20 protein-coding genes are annotated in these 16884 nt (G+C 46.7%); 13 read left to right on the top strand and 7 right to left on the bottom strand.

The genetic code is table 11. From position 1 onward, the window contains the following. Nucleotides 1-12 precede the first annotated feature (12 nt). The gene (locus MKX80_RS21020; protein ID WP_234112407.1) at nucleotides 13-1224 is read right to left on the bottom strand and encodes an MFS transporter; all 1212 of its coding nucleotides are present in this window, start codon (nucleotides 1222-1224) and stop codon (nucleotides 13-15) included. Nucleotides 1225-1377: 153 nt separating this feature from the next. On the opposite strand from MKX80_RS21020, the gene sigY reads away from it, so the two are divergent. The 7 genes from sigY to MKX80_RS20985 all read left to right on the top strand — a co-directional run bounded on the left by sigY (nucleotide 1378) and on the right by MKX80_RS20985 (nucleotide 5658). After that, the gene (gene sigY / locus MKX80_RS21015) at nucleotides 1378-1911 is read left to right on the top strand and encodes an RNA polymerase sigma factor SigY (protein WP_154998727.1); all 534 of its coding nucleotides are present in this window, start codon (nucleotides 1378-1380) and stop codon (nucleotides 1909-1911) included. Further along, nucleotides 1908-2231: a YxlC family protein gene (locus MKX80_RS21010; RefSeq protein WP_154998729.1), complete on the top strand. Its 324-nt coding sequence runs from the start codon at nucleotides 1908-1910 to the stop codon at nucleotides 2229-2231. Before sigY ends, MKX80_RS21010 begins: the two co-directional genes overlap by 4 nt. Next, entirely contained in the window at nucleotides 2232-2450 is a 219-nt protein-coding gene (locus MKX80_RS21005; RefSeq protein ID WP_025810585.1) for a hypothetical protein, read from the top strand. Further along, nucleotides 2447-2659, top strand: a complete 213-nt coding sequence (locus MKX80_RS21000; RefSeq protein WP_154998732.1) for a PLD nuclease N-terminal domain-containing protein — start codon at nucleotides 2447-2449, stop codon at nucleotides 2657-2659. The genes MKX80_RS21005 and MKX80_RS21000 overlap by 4 nt, the downstream gene beginning before the upstream one ends. Next, a complete protein-coding gene (locus tag MKX80_RS20995; protein ID WP_182069830.1) occupies nucleotides 2659-3546 on the top strand; it encodes an ABC transporter ATP-binding protein in 888 nt (295 codons plus the stop codon). The genes MKX80_RS21000 and MKX80_RS20995 overlap by 1 nt, the downstream gene beginning before the upstream one ends. Beyond that, nucleotides 3543-4319 carry an ABC transporter permease subunit gene (locus tag MKX80_RS20990; RefSeq protein ID WP_154998736.1) on the top strand — a complete coding sequence of 259 codons (777 nt, stop codon included), beginning with the start codon at nucleotides 3543-3545 and terminating at the stop codon, nucleotides 4317-4319. Before MKX80_RS20995 ends, MKX80_RS20990 begins: the two co-directional genes overlap by 4 nt. 109 nt (nucleotides 4320-4428) lie before the next feature. Then, nucleotides 4429-5658 carry a multidrug effflux MFS transporter gene (locus tag MKX80_RS20985; RefSeq protein ID WP_182069834.1) on the top strand — a complete coding sequence of 410 codons (1230 nt, stop codon included), beginning with the start codon at nucleotides 4429-4431 and terminating at the stop codon, nucleotides 5656-5658. A 42-nt stretch (nucleotides 5659-5700) separates the two neighbouring features. Here the strand turns inward: MKX80_RS20985 and bslB (MKX80_RS20980) are convergent, their stop codons facing one another. After that, the gene (gene bslB, locus MKX80_RS20980) at nucleotides 5701-6174 is read right to left on the bottom strand and encodes a biofilm surface layer hydrophobin BslB (RefSeq protein ID WP_154998741.1); all 474 of its coding nucleotides are present in this window, start codon (nucleotides 6172-6174) and stop codon (nucleotides 5701-5703) included. Nucleotides 6175-6402: 228 nt separating this feature from the next. Further along, the gene (gene bslB, locus MKX80_RS20975) at nucleotides 6403-6987 is read right to left on the bottom strand and encodes a biofilm surface layer hydrophobin BslB (RefSeq protein WP_154998743.1); all 585 of its coding nucleotides are present in this window, start codon (nucleotides 6985-6987) and stop codon (nucleotides 6403-6405) included. 311 nt (nucleotides 6988-7298) lie between these two features. On the opposite strand from bslB (MKX80_RS20975), the gene MKX80_RS20970 reads away from it, so the two are divergent. The 4 genes from MKX80_RS20970 (at nucleotide 7299) to MKX80_RS20955 (ending at nucleotide 11454) form a co-directional block, all read left to right on the top strand. Next, nucleotides 7299-7961, top strand: a complete 663-nt coding sequence (locus tag MKX80_RS20970) for a rhamnogalacturonan acetylesterase (RefSeq protein WP_182069836.1) — start codon at nucleotides 7299-7301, stop codon at nucleotides 7959-7961. 114 nt (nucleotides 7962-8075) lie between these two features. Continuing rightward, a complete protein-coding gene (locus MKX80_RS20965; protein ID WP_182069838.1) occupies nucleotides 8076-9788 on the top strand; it encodes an ABC transporter ATP-binding protein in 1713 nt (570 codons plus the stop codon). Between the two features lie 151 nt (nucleotides 9789-9939). Continuing rightward, a complete protein-coding gene (locus tag MKX80_RS20960) occupies nucleotides 9940-10248 on the top strand; it encodes a PadR family transcriptional regulator (RefSeq protein ID WP_020453412.1) in 309 nt (102 codons plus the stop codon). A 12-nt stretch (nucleotides 10249-10260) separates the two neighbouring features. Continuing rightward, nucleotides 10261-11454, top strand: coding sequence for a chromate transporter (locus MKX80_RS20955; RefSeq protein WP_186807199.1), 1194 nt, complete (start codon nucleotides 10261-10263; stop codon nucleotides 11452-11454). Nucleotides 11455-11497: 43 nt separating this feature from the next. On the opposite strand, the gene prpB is transcribed toward MKX80_RS20955, so the two are convergent. The 4 genes from prpB to MKX80_RS20935 all read right to left on the bottom strand — a co-directional run bounded on the left by prpB (nucleotide 11498) and on the right by MKX80_RS20935 (nucleotide 15765). Beyond that, the gene (gene prpB / locus MKX80_RS20950) at nucleotides 11498-12415 is read right to left on the bottom strand and encodes a methylisocitrate lyase (protein ID WP_154996678.1); all 918 of its coding nucleotides are present in this window, start codon (nucleotides 12413-12415) and stop codon (nucleotides 11498-11500) included. A gap of 12 nt (nucleotides 12416-12427) precedes the next feature. Further along, a complete protein-coding gene (locus MKX80_RS20945) occupies nucleotides 12428-13867 on the bottom strand; it encodes a bifunctional 2-methylcitrate dehydratase/aconitate hydratase (protein WP_182069840.1) in 1440 nt (479 codons plus the stop codon). A gap of 35 nt (nucleotides 13868-13902) precedes the next feature. Next, complete coding sequence (gene mmgD, locus MKX80_RS20940; RefSeq protein ID WP_182069842.1) at nucleotides 13903-15018, bottom strand: citrate synthase; 1116 nt, start codon at nucleotides 15016-15018, stop codon at nucleotides 13903-13905. Nucleotides 15019-15093: 75 nt separating this feature from the next. Next, entirely contained in the window at nucleotides 15094-15765 is a 672-nt protein-coding gene (locus MKX80_RS20935; RefSeq protein WP_003186304.1) for a GntR family transcriptional regulator, read from the bottom strand. A gap of 221 nt (nucleotides 15766-15986) precedes the next feature. Between MKX80_RS20935 and MKX80_RS20930 the strand changes: the two genes are divergently transcribed. Together MKX80_RS20930 and MKX80_RS20925 are read left to right on the top strand one after the other, a co-directional pair. Continuing rightward, nucleotides 15987-16577 (top strand): DNA-3-methyladenine glycosylase, encoded by a 591-nt coding sequence (locus MKX80_RS20930; RefSeq protein ID WP_154996672.1) that lies wholly within the window; start codon nucleotides 15987-15989, stop codon nucleotides 16575-16577. A gap of 61 nt (nucleotides 16578-16638) precedes the next feature. Next, nucleotides 16639-16746, top strand: coding sequence for a hypothetical protein (locus tag MKX80_RS20925; protein WP_234112404.1), 108 nt, complete (start codon nucleotides 16639-16641; stop codon nucleotides 16744-16746). Nucleotides 16747-16884: the final 138 nt, after the last annotated feature.

The raw sequence follows: 16884 nt of genomic DNA, 5'->3' as shown, positions 1-16884 counted from the left end.
AAAAAGCAGGCATCATCCCCGCCTGCTTTTTGTACGTATCGAAAACTGCTTTGAAACGAGCATCACTCCTGCTCCCGCCAATGACAAAGCTCCGGCAAACCAAAACACCTCCCGCAGCCCGAACAGTTCAGCCACTTTTCCCGCCACAACCGGTCCGAGAAAGAAACCGAGCGCATAAAAAGATTGATAGAAACCCATCACAGACATTTTGAGCTGAGGCGTACCAAGCTGAACGACTTTGCTGACCAAAAGCGGAAAAATAAATCCCAATGTCAGTCCTGTCACGGCGTGGATCACACACACCGCGAAAAGAGTCTCGGCAAACGGCAGCAAGCAAAAGAAAACAGTCGTTATCACATAAGATATCCATATCAGTGCATCGGCGGCCTTTACTTTGTAAAAGATACACCACACGGAAGCCAGCGTTTGCGGAACAAAAAAAGCGCACATGACCCAAATCAGCTGTTTCTCATCGATGCCGACCGATTCCGCGTAAATCGGCGTGAAACCGAACACGGTCATAAATAGCACAGCGTGGGCTAAAAACGATAATGTTGTAATCGCTTTTAAATCAGGAAGACGCAACGTCTGTCTAACATAGTCTGACAAAGCCATCCCCTTGGCCGTATGGCCGGGCCCGTTATCTTTAATGTAAAATGACAGAATCAGTCCGATGCACGAAACGGCAACACCGATCCAAAACGGAAACATCCAGCCGAACAAATGGACGAGGTACCCGCTGACAGCCATGCTGATAAATTGGGGGAGAACCGTTAAAAACTGCAGGATGCCCATTGCTTTTGACGATTGATCTTTTGTGAAATACTGCGAGTATAAAACGGTTGCCATCACCCACATTGCCGCAGTCATACCGGCGAGCAGCCTGGCCGTGATCACCATGATGAACGAATCGAACAGCAGAAATATGCAGCAGCTCAACAGAGACATTGCAAAGCCGCTGATCAACAGCTGTTTTCTAAGCGGCGAAAGAACATCTGACAGGATGCCGAACGGAAACCGCAGTAATATCTGCGTAACGCCGTAGCTTCCCAATACAATTCCTATTGCTGAATATGAAAATCCGATGTTGTCTAAATATAATCCGAAAACAGGGACATAAATGTATGTAGCAAACCAGAAACAAAAGACGGCACCCCAAAAGATCATATGATCTTTCATTAAAATTTGTTTTTCTTCATAGACGATTTGTTTTTGCAGCTCCATCCCTTTTTACTCACGCCCCTTTTAAATTCAAGTACATCATAAATCCCGGTCGGAAAACAAGATGATTTTTTATCTTATTGAAATAGAATTGAACGGTTTGCTTGCAGCCGTCGTCCTAGATACAGAGACAAAAAGAAAGGGGGTTGGCGTTTTGTGGATCAAGCAGATGAAAAAGAACTGATCATACGGGCAAAAGACGGGGAAGATGAGGCTTTTACGATACTGTTTCAGCTCCACTATCCCTTTGTATATCAATATGTTCTGAAATTAACGCTGAACCCAGATCTCACAGAGGACTTGGTCCAGGAAACGATGCTGAAAGCGTATGTCAGCCTTCATCAGTTTCAAGGCAACGCGAAATTTTCAACATGGCTGATTTCTATTGCTTCCCGGCTGTTTATCGACCATCAGCGCCGGAAAAAACGCGAAAACCGGAAAACGCAAGCAGCAGGGGAGGAAGCATTGCGAAAAATGAAATGGATGTCAGCCCTTCACGGCCACGAATGGAGCGAATACTTGGAGCTTTTTGCTGCTCTTGAGCCTGAGTTCAGAATGCCAATTTTGTTAAGACACTATTACGGGTTTACTTACCCTGAAGTGGCAAACATGCTGAAAATAAAAGAAGGTACCGTCAAATCGCGCGTGCATCATGGATTAAAGAAGATTCGAAAGGAGTGGGAACAGTGACTGACCGAGATGAAAAAGAAACGGTTACACAGTTGAAACGCGAACTCGAAAGAATTGATGATAACTTTGTGCCGCCGGTTCCTCAAGTATTTGAACTGAATCAGCGTTTAGCACGGTTTAAGCAAGAGCGCAAGCGGGCGCTCAAAAAGGAATTGCTTTGTTTTATCGTCATGGCGCTGGTGATTTTATCGGCTTACTTGACGATTTCCATTCAAGTACCGGCTGTTTTTATCATGGTGCAGGGAGCGGCGCTTATATTGCTGCCAGCGCTCGCCCTGATAGAAAAAAGGCGGCGTACGGCTGACGGGGAGGCTGATTAAATGAATCTTGACATGACTCAGGAAAAACTGCTGCTGCTGCTTTACATTTCGCCGCTTTTATTTGCGCAGAGTATCTTTCTATTTCTTAATGCGAAGAAAAAGGGAGCCAATGCGTGGTTTTGGGGAATATGGGGCTTGATCCAAACACCGATGCCTTTATTATTCTATTATTTATTTGTTGTAAGGCCGTTTCATAAGAAAAGGAGGCCGTCATCATGACTGAAACAGATATACCTTGGGCGCTGCTCGCTCCTTTCATTGTGCTGTATTTCATTTTAGCAGTGTCCGCATTGGTCAGTTGCATCAAACAGGAGAAAACGAATGGCCCAAAGTGGATGTGGATTTTGATCATTTTCGGGATCAGTTTTGTCGGTCCCGTCTCTTACTTTATCATCGGTAAAAAAACATATGAGAGGAGGCGGGTGTGATGCTGTCCGTCAATGGTTTAACAAAAATGTATCAGCAGCACCAAGCTGTCCAAAATGTCAGTTTTGACCTTGAATATCAGCAATGCGTTGCCCTTCTCGGGCCGAACGGAGCGGGAAAAACGACGACATTGCAAATGCTTTCCGGTTTATTGGCCCCTACATCAGGACGCATCCGCTTTTTGGGGAGAGAATCGATAAACAGGCTGGAAATCGGATATTTGCCTCAGCATCCTGCGTTTTTTTCATGGATGACAGCTTTAGAATATATGGTATTCGCCGCAAGGCTCTCCAAAATGAAACGTCGTGAAGCCCTGGAAAAGAGTCGAACCGCTTTGCGCTATGTCGGTCTGGAAAAGGAAGAAGACCGGAAAATCGGCGGTTTTTCAGGAGGGATGAAGCAAAGGCTCGGGCTGGCGCAGGCTTTGGTTCATGAGCCGAGGCTGTTGATTTTGGATGAACCTGTTTCCGCGCTGGATCCGGCGGGGCGGCGCGAAGTGCTTGATATGATGAAGGATTTAAAAAAGAAGATGACCATCCTATTTTCGACTCATGTGCTGCATGATGCCGAAGAGGTGTGCGATCAGGTGATCATGCTGAAAGAAGGGACTGTCAAATGGTCTGGTCCGCTTCATAGATTAAAGAACCGGCATTTAAAGCCATCTTATATCTTGACAGCTGAAGAAAGCCTTGAAGGATGGCTGGAACACCTGCCTTATGTCAGCAAAGTCATGTACCATAAGCCTTCACAAGCTGAATTTTATTTAACAGACCGGTCTGACAGCCGCCGACTGTTGGCTGAATGCTTGAACAGACAAGTATCGATTGTTCGTTTTGAACAAAAAACGATGTCCTTGGAAGATATGTATTTGAAGGTGATAGGGCTATGAATTCATTTTTTATGTTATTTCAAAAAGAATGGACGGAAAGCTGGAGGGACGGAAAGCTGCTTTGGCTGCCTGTCATTTTGATCCTTCTAGGCTTGATTCAGCCGCTCAGCATGTATTATATGCCTCAAATAATCGATATGGCCGGGAATTTGCCTGAGGGAGCCGTGATCGACATACCAAGGCCGAGAGGTGAAGAGGTAATGGCGAGCACCTTGTCCCAGTTCGGCACGGTTGGTACGGCAATTTTCGTTTTCAGCGTGATGGGCAGCATTGTCCACGAACGAAACCAAGGGTCCCTTTCATTGGTGATGGCGAGACCTGTCAGCCCGCTTCAGTATATCGGCAGCAAGTGGCTTCAGCAGGTGCTGCTCGTATTGGTTTCGTTTGCTGTGAGCTACGGTTTGGCTTTCTATTATACAAATCTTCTATTTGGCAAGGTTGAATTTGACCGGTTTTTATTTAGTTTATCCGTGTACAGTATATGGATTATATTTGTCATGTCGGTCACGATGTTTTTCAGTGCTCTGTTTCGCCATATCGGGGGGATTGCCGGCATGAGCATCAGTTTCATCGCCTTCGTTTCACTGGCGGGTTCCTTATTTCCCCGCTTTACCGAATGGATGCCTGATAAGGCGAAAAGCCAGGCTGGCTATTTTATCATGCACGGTTCATGGGACCATGCTTTCGGCTGGATGGTGTTTTCGTCTTCGGGAATTGTGCTTCTTTTGTTCATGTGCACCGTTTTTGTTTTTAAAAGATATGAATCTTACTAATCAGCCGGGTTCGCCCGGTTTTTCTGATTGTCATCTTCATAGCTTAAGGTATACAATACATTGGAAGGTTTCGAGGGCGGATTTCAAAATATAAAAAAGGAGTGATCCAATGGGTACGCTTAACAGCCAGGCAGATCTTGCGGCTCAGTCAAAAGCTAAGCCGAACAGGTTATGGATCGCTGTCATATTGGGTATTTTATCAGGAATCGGTCCGGTTGTGATCGATTTATATTTGCCCGGCCTTCCGCAGATGGCATCTGATTTACATACGAATGCTTCAGTCGTTCAGCTCAGTTTAACATCGTGTTTACTGGGGCTGGCAATCGGGCAAATTGTCATCGGCCCTTTCAGCGATGTCCTCGGAAGAAGGCTCCCGCTGATCGTTTCGCTGTCCGTTTTTGCCGCGGCCTCTTTTTTATGTGCTATGACATCCTCTGTATGGGTCTTGATTGCGATGCGGTTTATTCAAGGTGCAGCGGGTGCAGGCGGCATTGTCATATCACGCGCAATTGCCCGTGATCTATATTCTGGTACAGAATTGACAAAGTTCTTTTCGCTCTTGATGCTGGTTAACGGGATTGCGCCTATCATATCCCCGGTAGCGGGCGGCCAGCTGATGAAATGGACGACTTGGAACGGCGTATTTTTCATTATCGGCCTTTTTGGCTTGCTGATGATTTTGTCCGTTATATTCGGGGTTAAAGAGTCGCTGTCTCCGGAAAACCGTACGGCAGGCGGGTTCAAAGAGACGTTTGTATCATTTGGAAGGCTCTTCGGCCAGCGCACATTTATGGGATATGCCTTGGCGCAAGGGCTGATCGTAGCGGGGATGTTCGGCTATATATCGGCCTCTCCGTTTGTTTTGCAGGACATTTACAAATTGTCGGCTCAAGCCTTTAGTTTTTGTTTCGCATTAAACGGCCTGGGCATTATTATCGCAGCTCAGATTACGGGCAGGCTTGCCGGCCGGTTCGGCGAAGCGTCCCTTTTGCGAAGCGGTTTGCTGCTGTCTTTTACCGCAAGCGTTGTTTTATTTGTTTCTGTCTTTTTTAAAGCACCGCTGATTCTTATTTTAATCCCGCTGTTTGTCGTGGTTTCCTGCATCGGAATCGTGACGACGACCAGCGGATCCTTGGCCATGCAGAGCCAGGGAAAATCGGCCGGGAGCGCATCTGCGCTTTTAGGACTGCTTCCGTTTATTTTAGGCGCTGCCGCGGCGCCGCTCGTCGGTATTGGCGGAAGCCATACAGCTTTGCCGATGGCAGTCGTCATTCTGTTTTGCAATATCAGCGCGCTCGCTTGTTTTAACATGCTGGTTCGGCGGGCAGCGCTTAAATGAAAAAAAGCCTGCCGGCTCTTTTGCCGGCAGGCTGTAATGTTTTTAGCGTGGCAGGATATCAACTGTAGTTTCAGCGTGGTTGTAGTTTCGTCCGAACTTTTGCAGCTCTGCGGTGATTCTGTGAGTGCCTGCGTTTGGAAGCGTTTTCCGAACCATGACCAGTTTGAACTCAGAAGAGCTGAAAGCGTAAACCGGCACTCTGACCGTTTGCCCGTCATTTAAAATCTGTGTATAGCTCAGTGTTCTGCCGTTCAGCGAATCTCTCGTATTCGCATGGAATCGGTATGGGAAGTTAAATTCAACATAGCTTGAACCGACAAAAGAGTTCGGTTTGTAAGTGACTTCAATGTCTGAAGTTGTCCACTCTTTGTTGCTGTCAACCGTTTCGACATGCAGCGTCGGAGCATTTCTGTAAAAAGTGGCGCTCGCTTCCTCTGTCGGAAGAAGGAAAGAAAACAATGCTGCCGAAGTTAATAGGCCGACTCCCATTTTTCCGATAAATTTACGTTTTAACATGTACTTACCCCTCCTAATGAACGTTTTTAAAAAAAAATGAAAAAGGAAATAAATAAGTTCATAATCCACTATATTCCTTTTTCTGTCCCATCAATCTATCACCGTTTACCAATCAAGTAAATATTTTTCGAGGAAAATTCTAAAAACTTTTAAAAAATGCATGATATGTAAAGAAAAATACAGCAGAACGGCTGCCGACAATTTCATGCCGGCAGGCCGAACATTGGTTTAACGAGGAACAATCTCCAAAGTTGTTTCAGCATGGTTGATGTTTTTTCCATTTTGCTGCAGTTCAGCAGTAATTCTGTGAGTACCTGCGTTTGGAAGCGTTTTCCGAACCATGACCAGTTTGAACTCAGAAGAGCTTAAAGCATAGACAGGGACACGGACCGTTTGTCCGTCATTTAAAATTTGTGTATAGTCAAGCGTTTTTCCATTTAGTGTATCTCTTGTGCTTGCATGAAAGCGGTACGGGAAATGAAATTCAACATAGCTTGAACCGACAAACGCGTTTGGTCTATAAGTAATTTCAATGTCTGAAGTTGACCACTCTTTATTGCTGTTAATGGTTTTTGCTTCAAGCACAGGCTTCTGAGTCGGGTTATCCGGTTGCGGATTATCCGGCTGCGGTTTTTGAGGCGGCTGCGGCTTAGGTGACGGCTTGAATGGCGGCGGACAAAAGATCGGTCCTCTAAAATGATTTGTTTTCACCTCTTGAGCATTTGCCCCTTGGGTAGGAATGATAAATGAAAACAATGCTGCAGAAGCTAATAGACCAACACTGATTTTGCGAATGAATTTTCGTTTAAGCATCGATAAGTTCCTCCTAAATGCAATGTTAAAGTAGAGGACGTCCTATTATGTTCAAGAAAAGGTAGAAACGAGATCGCGATCAACTATATTCCTTTTCTTGTTTAATTAATCTATCATCATTTACCATCCAAGTAAATATTTTTAGATAAATTTCTAAAAAAAATTAGTGTAAATTGATAGTTTTCTGTCAATTGTTGGCCTTTTTTTATAAAAAGGAGTCGTATAAAGAACAAAATGGGTAATTATGTATATTATGTTGCAGTTCCTTGAGGGGCGTTTTAATATAAAATAAAAAGGGATTAGGGGGATGGATGATGCAAGACATTCAGTTGTTTTTGGCCGGGGATTCAACGGTTTGCGACTATGATGGGGGCAGGGCGCCGCGTGCAGGCTGGGGACAGAAAATTGACGCGTTTTTAAGCGACGGTGTTTTGATCCGAAATGAAGCGGCATCAGGAAGAAGCTCTAGAAGCTTTATTGAAGAAGGCAGGCTGGAGCGAATCATGACACAGATCCGAAGCGGTGATTATTTGTTTGTCCAGTTCGGTCATAACGATCAAAAATTGGATGATCGCTATACAGAGCCATACACAACTTACAAGCAGCATTTGCGCCGTTACATTGATGACGCCCGGTTAAAGAAAGCCAATCCGGTCCTGATTACACCGGTCCAGAGAAGATCATTTGAAAGCGATGGCCGGTTCAAAAATACCCATGGCGACTATCCTGATGCGATGATACAGCTTGCGGAAGAGCTTCGGGTGCCGCTCATCGATCTCGCCTTCAAAAGCCGTCAATTGCTCGAATCGATGGGACCGGAAGCTTCCAAAAAGCTGTTTTTATGGCTTGAACCGGGGGAACACCCCAACTATCCGGACGGAGCCAGGGATGACACGCACTTTTGTGACTTTGGGGCAAATGAAATCGCTAAGCTTGTTGCACAGGGAATAAAAGAAGCGGGAATTCCTTTATAAAAAAGTCTACTTGAGAATAATTTTCAATTATTTTTCGAAATTTTTGCACTTCCGATGTCAAACTGTGATACGATCAATCTCGTAAAGATTTTCAAAAGGAGTGCACATCATCCTATGATACGCCGCTTTTTTTCATACTATAAACCTCATAAACGTCTATTTTTCATCGATTTTAGCAGCGCGATCATCGTCGCACTGCTGGAGCTGGCTTTTCCCCTAGTCGTTCAGTGGTTCATCGATACGCTGATTCCTGGGGGAGACTGGCTTGAAATCGTCTGGGTAAGCATCGGCCTCTTACTGATTTACTTGCTCAGCACAGGCCTGCAGTACATTGTCAATTATCTCGGGCATAAGCTAGGCATCAACATCGAAACAGATATGCGCCAGGAGCTTTTCCAACATGTACAGCGCCAATCTTTCCGCTACTTTGACAATACAAAAACGGGACATATCATCAGCCGCATCACAAATGATCTGTTTGATATCGGAGAGCTGGCCCATCACGGACCGGAAGATTTGTTCATCGCCGTGATGACCTTTTTAGGTGCATTTTGGATTATGCTGACGATTAATGTGAAGCTTGCATTGGTTGCTGTTTTGTTTGTGCCGTTATTGATTATATTAATCACTTATTCAAATATTAGAATGAACCGCGCTTGGCGCCAGATGTACAGCGAAATCGCCGATGTGAACGCCAGGGTTGAGGACAGCGTTTCAGGTGTTCGCGTCGTTCAATCTTTTACGAATGAGCGATTTGAGATTTCCCGGTTTTTAAAAAACAATCAAAAGTTCCGCAAGGCGAAGCTGAAAGGCTACAAAACGATGGCTCTCACGACTGCCGGAACCTTTTTGATGACGCGGCTGATGATTCTGGCAGTGCTTGTGTTCGGAGCTTGGCTCAGTTTTTCCGGGAATATGTCATACGGGGAATTCGTCGGATTTGTTCTTTATGTCAACGTGTTGTTTAAGCCGATTGATAAAATCAGCGCCATTTTGGAGCTTTATCCTAAAGGAATGGCAGGATTTAAGCGGTTTACGGAGTTGATCGATACAAAGCCGCAGATTGTCGACCGCAAAGATGCGATTGATGTCACGGCGTTGGAAGGAAACATCGTCTTCAAGAATGTGACGTTCGGCTATGAGAAACATAAACCTGTCCTGCAAGGCATCGATCTGTCAATAACAGCCGGAGAAACGGTTGCTTTTGTCGGGCCGTCGGGAGCTGGCAAAACGACGATCAGCTCGCTGATTCCGCGTTTTTACGATATAGACGGCGGAGCCATCACAATTGACGGCATCGATATTCGCGATATGACAAAACGCTCTCTCCGTTCGCAAATCGGCATCGTCCAGCAGGATGTGTTTCTTTTTACGGGGACGCTCCGTGAAAATATTGCCTACGGAAAACTGGATGCGACAGATGAAGAAATTCAGCGGGCCGCCAAAATGGCGCATTTGGAACAGCTGATCGAGTCCCTTCCCGACGGTTATGAAACCCAGGTCGGCGAAAGGGGACTGAAGCTGTCAGGGGGCCAAAAGCAGAGGATCGCAATCGCCAGGATGTTTCTAAAAAACCCGCCGATTCTCATATTGGACGAAGCCACATCAGCACTTGACACAGAGACGGAACAAGTGATTCAAAACGCTTTGACAGAACTCGCAAAAGACAGGACGACGCTTGTCATTGCCCACAGACTTGCCACGATCCGCAATGCCGACCGGATTGTGGTCGTCACAGAAAACGGAATCGCAGAAGAAGGAACACATGATGAACTTGTTGAGCGCGGCGGTATTTTCGCGAATCTTCATCGTGTACAGTACCAGTAGTCGTAAATGATATGAAACAGGCAAGCCCATGTTTGGGCTTGCTTTTTTAAGGGCAAAAGACCTTGAAAAGAGAGAGAACCGATGCTACACTTTCGTTATATACTATCGATATCGGATTTCGATATTGAGTTTCGACAAAGGGGGTGCGGTATTGGAAGATAAGGTATTGCGAAAGCTATTTCTAGGATTTATTCAAATTCATATCCTGCACCACGCCAGCGAACACCCGATTTTCGGATTGTGGATGCTTGAGGAATTGAAAGAGCATGGATATAACATCAGTGCGGGAACGCTGTATCCGATCCTTCATTCAATGGAATCTGACGGACTTCTTCGAAAAGAAGAACAGAATGTGGACGGGAAAATCAGAAAATACTACTCAACCACGGAAAAAGGAGCAAGCGTACTGAAGGAAGCAAGATTGAAAGCATATGAACTGTTTAAAGAAATTAAAGAATAGAGGAGTGGAATGATGACAAAGCATAAAGCGGACAGAAGCTTGAAGTCGCTGCTTGAAGTTCTATTCGTTTCAACCAGGCTTGGATTGACATCATTTGGAGGTCCAATCGCCCATTTAGGATATTTTCATGCCGAATATGTCCGGAAAAGAAAATGGATGGACGAAAAAAACTATGCCGATCTGGTCGCTTTATGCCAGTTTCTGCCCGGCCCTGCCAGCAGCCAGGTGGGGATCGGAATCGGCGTGATGCGCGCCGGTATCATCGGCGGAATCTTAGCGTTCATCGGGTTTACTCTCCCATCTGTCATAGCACTCGTATTATTTGCCATGATTCTGCAAGGCTTCGATATTGGGACAGCCGGCTGGATTCATGGGTTGAAAATCGTAGCTGTAGCCGTAGTCGCCCATGCCATTATGGGTATGGCGCAAAAGCTGACACCTGATAAAAGGCGCAAGGTGATCGCGCTGTTTGCTCTAGTCGCCACCCTTCTCTGGCAGACAGCTTTTACACAGGTCGGAGTCATCCTGCTCGCCGCTTTTGCCGGATATCTTATCTATAAAGAGCAAGTTGAAACGGATGATGCCGTCATGCAGTTTCCTGTGTCGCACCGGTTTGCGGCGGTTTGTCTCAGCTTGTTTTTCGGACTTCTCATTCTGCTGCCGGTGCTCAGGGAAATGACATCTTCCGGCTGGATTGCTATGTTTGACAGCTTTTACAGGTCGGGCTCTTTGGTTTTCGGAGGAGGGCATGTGGTCTTGCCGTTATTAGAACGGGAATTTGTACCGACGGGATGGTTAAGCGAAGAAGCATTTTTGGCCGGGTATGGAGCCGCCCAAGCTGTTCCGGGGCCTTTGTTTACATTTGCTGCATATCTTGGTGCGGTGATCAGCGGCTGGCAAGGCGGATTGCTCGCCACAGCGGCGATTTTTCTGCCGGCGTTCCTGCTGATTCTGGGGACGCTGCCCTTCTGGGATACGCTGCGCCGCAATCCTAAAGTAAAAGGCGCTTTAATGGGAGTGAATGCAGCCGTTGTGGGAATATTGATTTCCGCATTTTATCATCCGATCTGGACCAGCTCCATATTGGCGCCGATCGATTTTGCATTCGCTGCAGTTTTGTTCAGCCTGCTTGTCTACTGGAAGCTCCCGCCGTGGATCATCGTTGCAGCCGGTGCAGCCGGCGGTGCGTTGATGCAGCTGATGTAAGGGGAAAAGGCTGCCGACAATTTCGGCAGCCTTTTTTCTCGTATCAACGGTGTTCTTTTCCGATTTCGGGAAGCACCGTTTTGGCGATATTTTCGTCCAGTTTTTCATAGTCGTAGTAATGAATCGCATCATATAATTCTTCGCGCGTCTGCATGTCATCAAGCACACCCTTTTGCGTGCCTTTTTCGAAAATCTCCGCGAAGACCCGCTCATAAGCTTTCGCGGCAGCGCGCAGGGAAGTTACCGGGTAAATAACCATGCTGCAGCCGAGCATTTGGAATTCGTCAGCCGTGTAATAAGGCGTTTTTCCGAATTCGGTCATATTGGCCAGGAGCGGCGCTTTAATGGAAGAAGCCATTTCCTGGAACTCAGCTGCGCTCGTTAATGCCTCCGGAAAGATGGCATCGGCTCCCGCGTCGGCATATAAATTGGCGCGTCTGACGGCGGCTTCCATCCCTTCCGCTGCTTTTGCATCCGTGCGTGCTACGACGACGAGCGAAGGGGCGGTTTCTTTTATCGCTCTAATTTTTGCGATCATGTCTTCTGCCGGTACAAGCGTTTTTCCGTTTAAATGTCCGCATTTTTTAGGCATCTGCTGATCTTCGATTTGAACGGCTGCGACCCTGCTCTCAGCCATTTCGGCCGCCGTGCGCGCCGCATTTAGGACACCGCCGTAGCCGGTGTCGATATCGACCAAAAGCGGAAGATTTGCGGCTCTCACAAGTTCGCTGGCTTTTTCAGCGATTTCCTGGGAGTGTATCATTCCGAGGTCGGGGAGGCCGCGGCTTGCCGTGTAGGCCGCCCCGGAGAGATAGAGCGCTTTGAAGCCGATGTTTTTTGCGGTAATAGCTGCCATCCCGTCATGAACACCGGGTATTTTCAAAATATCAGGCGCTTTCATCAGCTTTCTGAATGCATTGGCCAGTTCTTCCTGAGTTGATTGTTTCGAGACAATCCACATATTCAAAACCTCCTAAATCACAAACAATTCCATAAAGTCCGGCACAGGTGTACCGCTTAATTGGTGAGGATCATTCAGCAGGGCGTTGATTCTTTCCGCTTGCCCCGCCGGAAAGCGCGTTTTTAAATTATTGATAAATTTGTCTTTTAAGAGCGGGATGCCCTCATGGCGGCGGCGCCGATGACCAATCGGGTATTCGACCGCGATTTTTTCCGAATGTGTGCCGTCTTTATAAAACACTTGAACAGCGTTGGCGATCGAGCGTTTTTCCGGATCGAGATAATCGGTAGAATACTGTTTGTTTTCGACTGTCGTCATTTTTTCGCGCAGCCTGTCGATCTCCGGATTTTGCGCGGTTTCGTCTTCATAATGGTCAGCGGTAATATCGCCGTAGATCAGTCCGATCGCTGTTATATACTGAAGGCAGTGATCACGGTCAGCCGGATTGTGTAATTCGCCCGTTTTGTCGATAATCCGGATGGCCGATTCGTGCGTCGTGATCACGATTTGGTCGATGTCATCTAGTCTGTCCTTCACTTCAGGGTGAAGCCTGATCGCGGCCTCAGCAGCCGTTTGGGCGTGGAATTCAGCCGGATATGAAATTTTAAAAAGGACATTTTCGATGACATAAGAGTCGAGTGGTCTCGCGAGCGTCAATTCTTTTCCGCCGAATAAGACATCCTGAAAACCCCACATTGGAGCGGACAAAGCGGTTTTATATCCCATTTCGCCTTTCAAGGTCATCATCGCGAGCCTTACGCCGCGGCTGGTCGCATCACCTGCTGCCCAGGACTTTCGCGAGCCGGTATTCGGAGCGTGGCGGTACGTTCGCAGGCTTGAATTATCGACCCAGGCTTGGGAGACGGCGTTGACAACATCCTGTTTTGTGCCCCCCAATAGTGAGCATGCCACAGCAGTGGAGGCGACTTTTACGAATAGCACATGGTCAAGTCCGTTTCTGTTTAAGCTGTTTTCGAGAGCAAGGACGCCTTGAATTTCATGAGCCTTAACAATGGCCGTTAAGACATCGTTAATCGTGAGCGGTTCCTTGCCCGCCGCGAGCCGCTGCCTGCTGACATAGTCGGCGCAGGCTAAAATCGCTCCAAGGTTATCTGACGGGTGGCCCCATTCGGCTGCCAGCCATGTGTCATTATAATCGAGCCAGCGGATCATGCAGCCGATATTGAAGGCGCCGTGAACAGGATCGAGCTCAAATTGCGTTCCCGGGACGCGGGTGCCGTTCGGGACGACCGTACCCGGGGCAATCGGACCGAGATGTTTGGCGCATTCCGGATATTTGAGCGCCAAAATGCCGCAGCCCAGTGTATCCATTAAGACGTAACGGGCGGTTTCAATTGCTTCTTCGCTTGAAATCTTGGCATTTACCGTATAGTCGGCGATCTCTTCCAGCAATTGATCACAATTTTGGAGCGTTTGACTTTCTGTTTTCATAATATCTATCTCCCTTCTTTCTGAATCAAAGCGAACTATGGATGAAGATGACGCGGTCCGGTATAGTGAACTCTCGGGCGGAACAGCCTGTTATCTTCGTGCTGTTCAATGACATGCGCGCTTAGACCGACCGACCGTGCCGCGAAGAATATCGGAGTATAGAGATCGATCGGTATGCCGAGCAGGTAATAGACCGGAGCCGCATAGTAGTCGAGGTTCGGATAAAGGCCTTTTTCTTCGCGCATCAGCTTTTCGCCGGCATCGCACATCTCATATAAATCCTGTCTGCCGGTTTTATGAGAAAGCGAATAGAGCGCTTTTTTCAGCAAGGCTGCACGCGGGTCCATCTTTCTCATATAGACACGGTGCCCAAAGCCCATGATTTTTTCTTTTTTGCTTAACTTATGCTCAATCAGCTTGCAGAAGCCGGATTTTGTTTCTCCTTCGAGCAGCATGTACATCACCGCTTCATTCGCACCGCCGTGCAAATGTCCTTTAAGCGATGCTGCAGCGCCTGTGAAAGCACCGTATATGTCTGTGTTTGTCGATGCGATGACTCTTGCGGCAAATGTGGAGTTCGGCATTTCGTGCTCACTGTACAGCATTAATGTCTGATCAAAGACGGCTGTTTCTTGGGGAGTCGGTTCTTTTTCCGTCAGCATATATAAAAAGTTCTGGCTGAATGAAAGCTGTTTATCAGGTGTAATGATGTTTTTCTGGTGAAGGATGCGGTAGCTGTTGGCGGTAATATTCGGAACCTGTGCGATCAAGCGTAGCGCTTTGCTTCTGTTTGCCGCTTGAGACCTGTCATTCAATTCAGGATCATATCCTGCCAAAGCGGAAATCCCGGTTCGGAGCGCATCCATCGGATGGGTATTATTCGGAAGCGACTTCAGAATGGTATAGATTCCGCCGGGCAGTTCATACGAATTTTTTAAAGCGCTTTCAATCCCTTTTAATTCCATTGGATCTGGCAGCTTATCTTGAAGGAGAAGATAGACGAGGTCAAGATATGTTTTTTGTTCTGCAAGTTCGATTAAATCATAGCCTTTAATGACGATTTGTTCCGCTTCCGTATCTAAGAAAGAAATATTCGTTTCCCCAGCGATAACGCCTTCTAATCCCGGTTTAAATACACCTTGTTTGCCCATTTTTCCACCTCTTATTCGTTTTTTAACTTTTGTGTCAAAAACGTGCTGTGAGAATGGCATTGGCTGTTCAGCGGATTAGTATGAACGTTCCAGGGTTTCTTCAATGGAACGTAAGCTTCGTTTAATGTGGGAACGCATGGCGGCTTCTGCCAAAACGCTGTTTTTTTCTTTGACGGCATTAAAAATGTCCAAATGTTCATTGAAAGATACAGACGGTTTGTAGTCAGGATTTTTGTATCCGCTGATTCTGCGATACCGTTCAATCCTGCTTTCAAGCTGATCCAGAAAACGTTTTGCGGTTGCATTTGTGCTGATGGCGTGCAAGATGGAATGAAATTCTGATCCGTATTTGACAGTATCTGTTTTGCGGCCCTTTACGGCAGCCAGCTTCATTAGTTCGATGCGGTCTTCAAGCTGATGAAGGCTCTCCGGTGTCACCAGCTGTGCGGCTTCGGCAGTGAGTAGTCCTTCAAGCGCTTCGCGCACTTTAAAAACCTCTTTAGCTTCAGCGAGCGAAATCGGGCATACGCGAAGCCGGCCGTTCGGCTGTTTACTGACCAATCCTTCAAGCTCCAGCCGGTAAAGAGCCTGGCGAAGAGGAGTTCGGCTGATGTTTAAACCCTTTGCAAGACTGTCTTCAGCAAGCTGTTCAGAGGGAGGGTATTCAAGTTCGATGATTTTCGTTCTTAATTCGTTGTAAGCGTAATCACTTGCAGACTGTCTTTTGACTGGATTTGAAGAGTGCATGAAAAAAGCTTTCGCCTCCTTTTTTCAGAATATAATTATTATTGTATACAATAATACAGATATGTCAATGTCATCCACGGAAGACCAAAAATATAATTGAAGATCAGCATCTCAATCAAGGCGCATTCATTTTCTGGCATTTCGTCTTTTTAAAATGGTAAAATATATCACAATCGACAAAGAGGCGATTCGCCTTTGTGCAAAAAGGAGGTCACCCAAAAATGAATCAAGCTCACGAACCCCTCCCGCTCGAATTTTACAACAAACCAACAATTGAACTCGCCCAATCCCTGTTAGGCTGTCTTCTCGTCAAAGAAACAGAAGAAGGGCCTGCTTCAGGATATATTGTGGAGACAGAGGCTTATAAAGGACCCGGGGACAGAGCGGCGCACAGCTACGGCAACCGCCGGACGAAACGTACGGAAATCATGTATCATGAAGCCGGCGTGGTCTATACGTATACCATGCACACCCACACACTCATCAATGTTGTAAGCGGAGGAGCCGATGAACCTGAGGCCGTGCTGATCAGAGCGCTTGAACCCCATGAAGGCCTCGCGCTGATGGAGAAGCGAAGGAGCGGAAAGAAACCGCGCGATTGGACGAACGGACCGGGAAAGCTGACAAAGGCGCTTTCCATCACGATGAACGATTACGGCAGACCGCTGACGGCGCCGCCGCTTTATATTGCAAAAGGGTATGAACCCCAGGACATTTTGAGCGGTCCGCGAATTGGCATTGACAACTCAGGTGAAGCGAGGGAATACCCTTGGCGATTCTGGATAAAAGGGAACCGCTATGTCTCAAGATAGTTAAAAGGTTTGGCTCCCGTTCATCAGGGAAAACAGTAAAAAAACAGGAGGGAGCCAAGCCATGAAAAAAATGTTTAAAAGCGCCGTCAAATGGGCGCCTGTCATCTATCCGATCGCATGGAAAATCATCAAAAACCGAAGAGAGAAAAAGAATCTGAAAGCCGGTTAAACCGGCTTTTTTTCTTGGAGAAAGGCCAAATTGACTTGAAAGCGCAACCATAATAGAATTTACTTAACTATGAGACAAATTTCACAAAAAGAATGAATATACCTCAGTGTATGGGTTTGTTCTCGGTTCAAGTATCTT

This window comes from Bacillus sp. FSL K6-0972 (genome assembly GCF_037976035.1).
Classification (GTDB): domain Bacteria; phylum Bacillota; class Bacilli; order Bacillales; family Bacillaceae; genus Bacillus; species Bacillus haynesii.
This window is presented reverse-complemented; position numbering and strand designations above follow the sequence as displayed.

Coding starts and splice junctions, on each gene's coding strand:
- MKX80_RS21020 (WP_234112407.1), bottom strand. CDS start 1,224: ATGGAGCTGCAAAAACAAATCGTCTATGAAGAAAAACAAATTTTAATG.
- MKX80_RS21005 (WP_025810585.1), top strand. CDS start 2,232: ATGAATCTTGACATGACTCAGGAAAAACTGCTGCTGCTGCTTTACATT.
- MKX80_RS21000 (WP_154998732.1), top strand. CDS start 2,447: ATGACTGAAACAGATATACCTTGGGCGCTGCTCGCTCCTTTCATTGTG.
- MKX80_RS20995 (WP_182069830.1), top strand. CDS start 2,659: ATGCTGTCCGTCAATGGTTTAACAAAAATGTATCAGCAGCACCAAGCT.
- MKX80_RS20990 (WP_154998736.1), top strand. CDS start 3,543: ATGAATTCATTTTTTATGTTATTTCAAAAAGAATGGACGGAAAGCTGG.
- MKX80_RS20985 (WP_182069834.1), top strand. CDS start 4,429: ATGGGTACGCTTAACAGCCAGGCAGATCTTGCGGCTCAGTCAAAAGCT.
- bslB (WP_154998741.1), bottom strand. CDS start 6,174: ATGTTAAAACGTAAATTTATCGGAAAAATGGGAGTCGGCCTATTAACT.
- bslB (WP_154998743.1), bottom strand. CDS start 6,987: ATGCTTAAACGAAAATTCATTCGCAAAATCAGTGTTGGTCTATTAGCT.
- MKX80_RS20970 (WP_182069836.1), top strand. CDS start 7,299: ATGATGCAAGACATTCAGTTGTTTTTGGCCGGGGATTCAACGGTTTGC.
- MKX80_RS20965 (WP_182069838.1), top strand. CDS start 8,076: ATGATACGCCGCTTTTTTTCATACTATAAACCTCATAAACGTCTATTT.
- MKX80_RS20955 (WP_186807199.1), top strand. CDS start 10,261: ATGACAAAGCATAAAGCGGACAGAAGCTTGAAGTCGCTGCTTGAAGTT.
- prpB (WP_154996678.1), bottom strand. CDS start 12,415: ATGTGGATTGTCTCGAAACAATCAACTCAGGAAGAACTGGCCAATGCA.
- MKX80_RS20945 (WP_182069840.1), bottom strand. CDS start 13,867: ATGAAAACAGAAAGTCAAACGCTCCAAAATTGTGATCAATTGCTGGAA.
- mmgD (WP_182069842.1), bottom strand. CDS start 15,018: ATGGGCAAACAAGGTGTATTTAAACCGGGATTAGAAGGCGTTATCGCT.
- MKX80_RS20935 (WP_003186304.1), bottom strand. CDS start 15,765: ATGCACTCTTCAAATCCAGTCAAAAGACAGTCTGCAAGTGATTACGCT.
- MKX80_RS20930 (WP_154996672.1), top strand. CDS start 15,987: ATGAATCAAGCTCACGAACCCCTCCCGCTCGAATTTTACAACAAACCA.
- MKX80_RS20925 (WP_234112404.1), top strand. CDS start 16,639: ATGAAAAAAATGTTTAAAAGCGCCGTCAAATGGGCGCCTGTCATCTAT.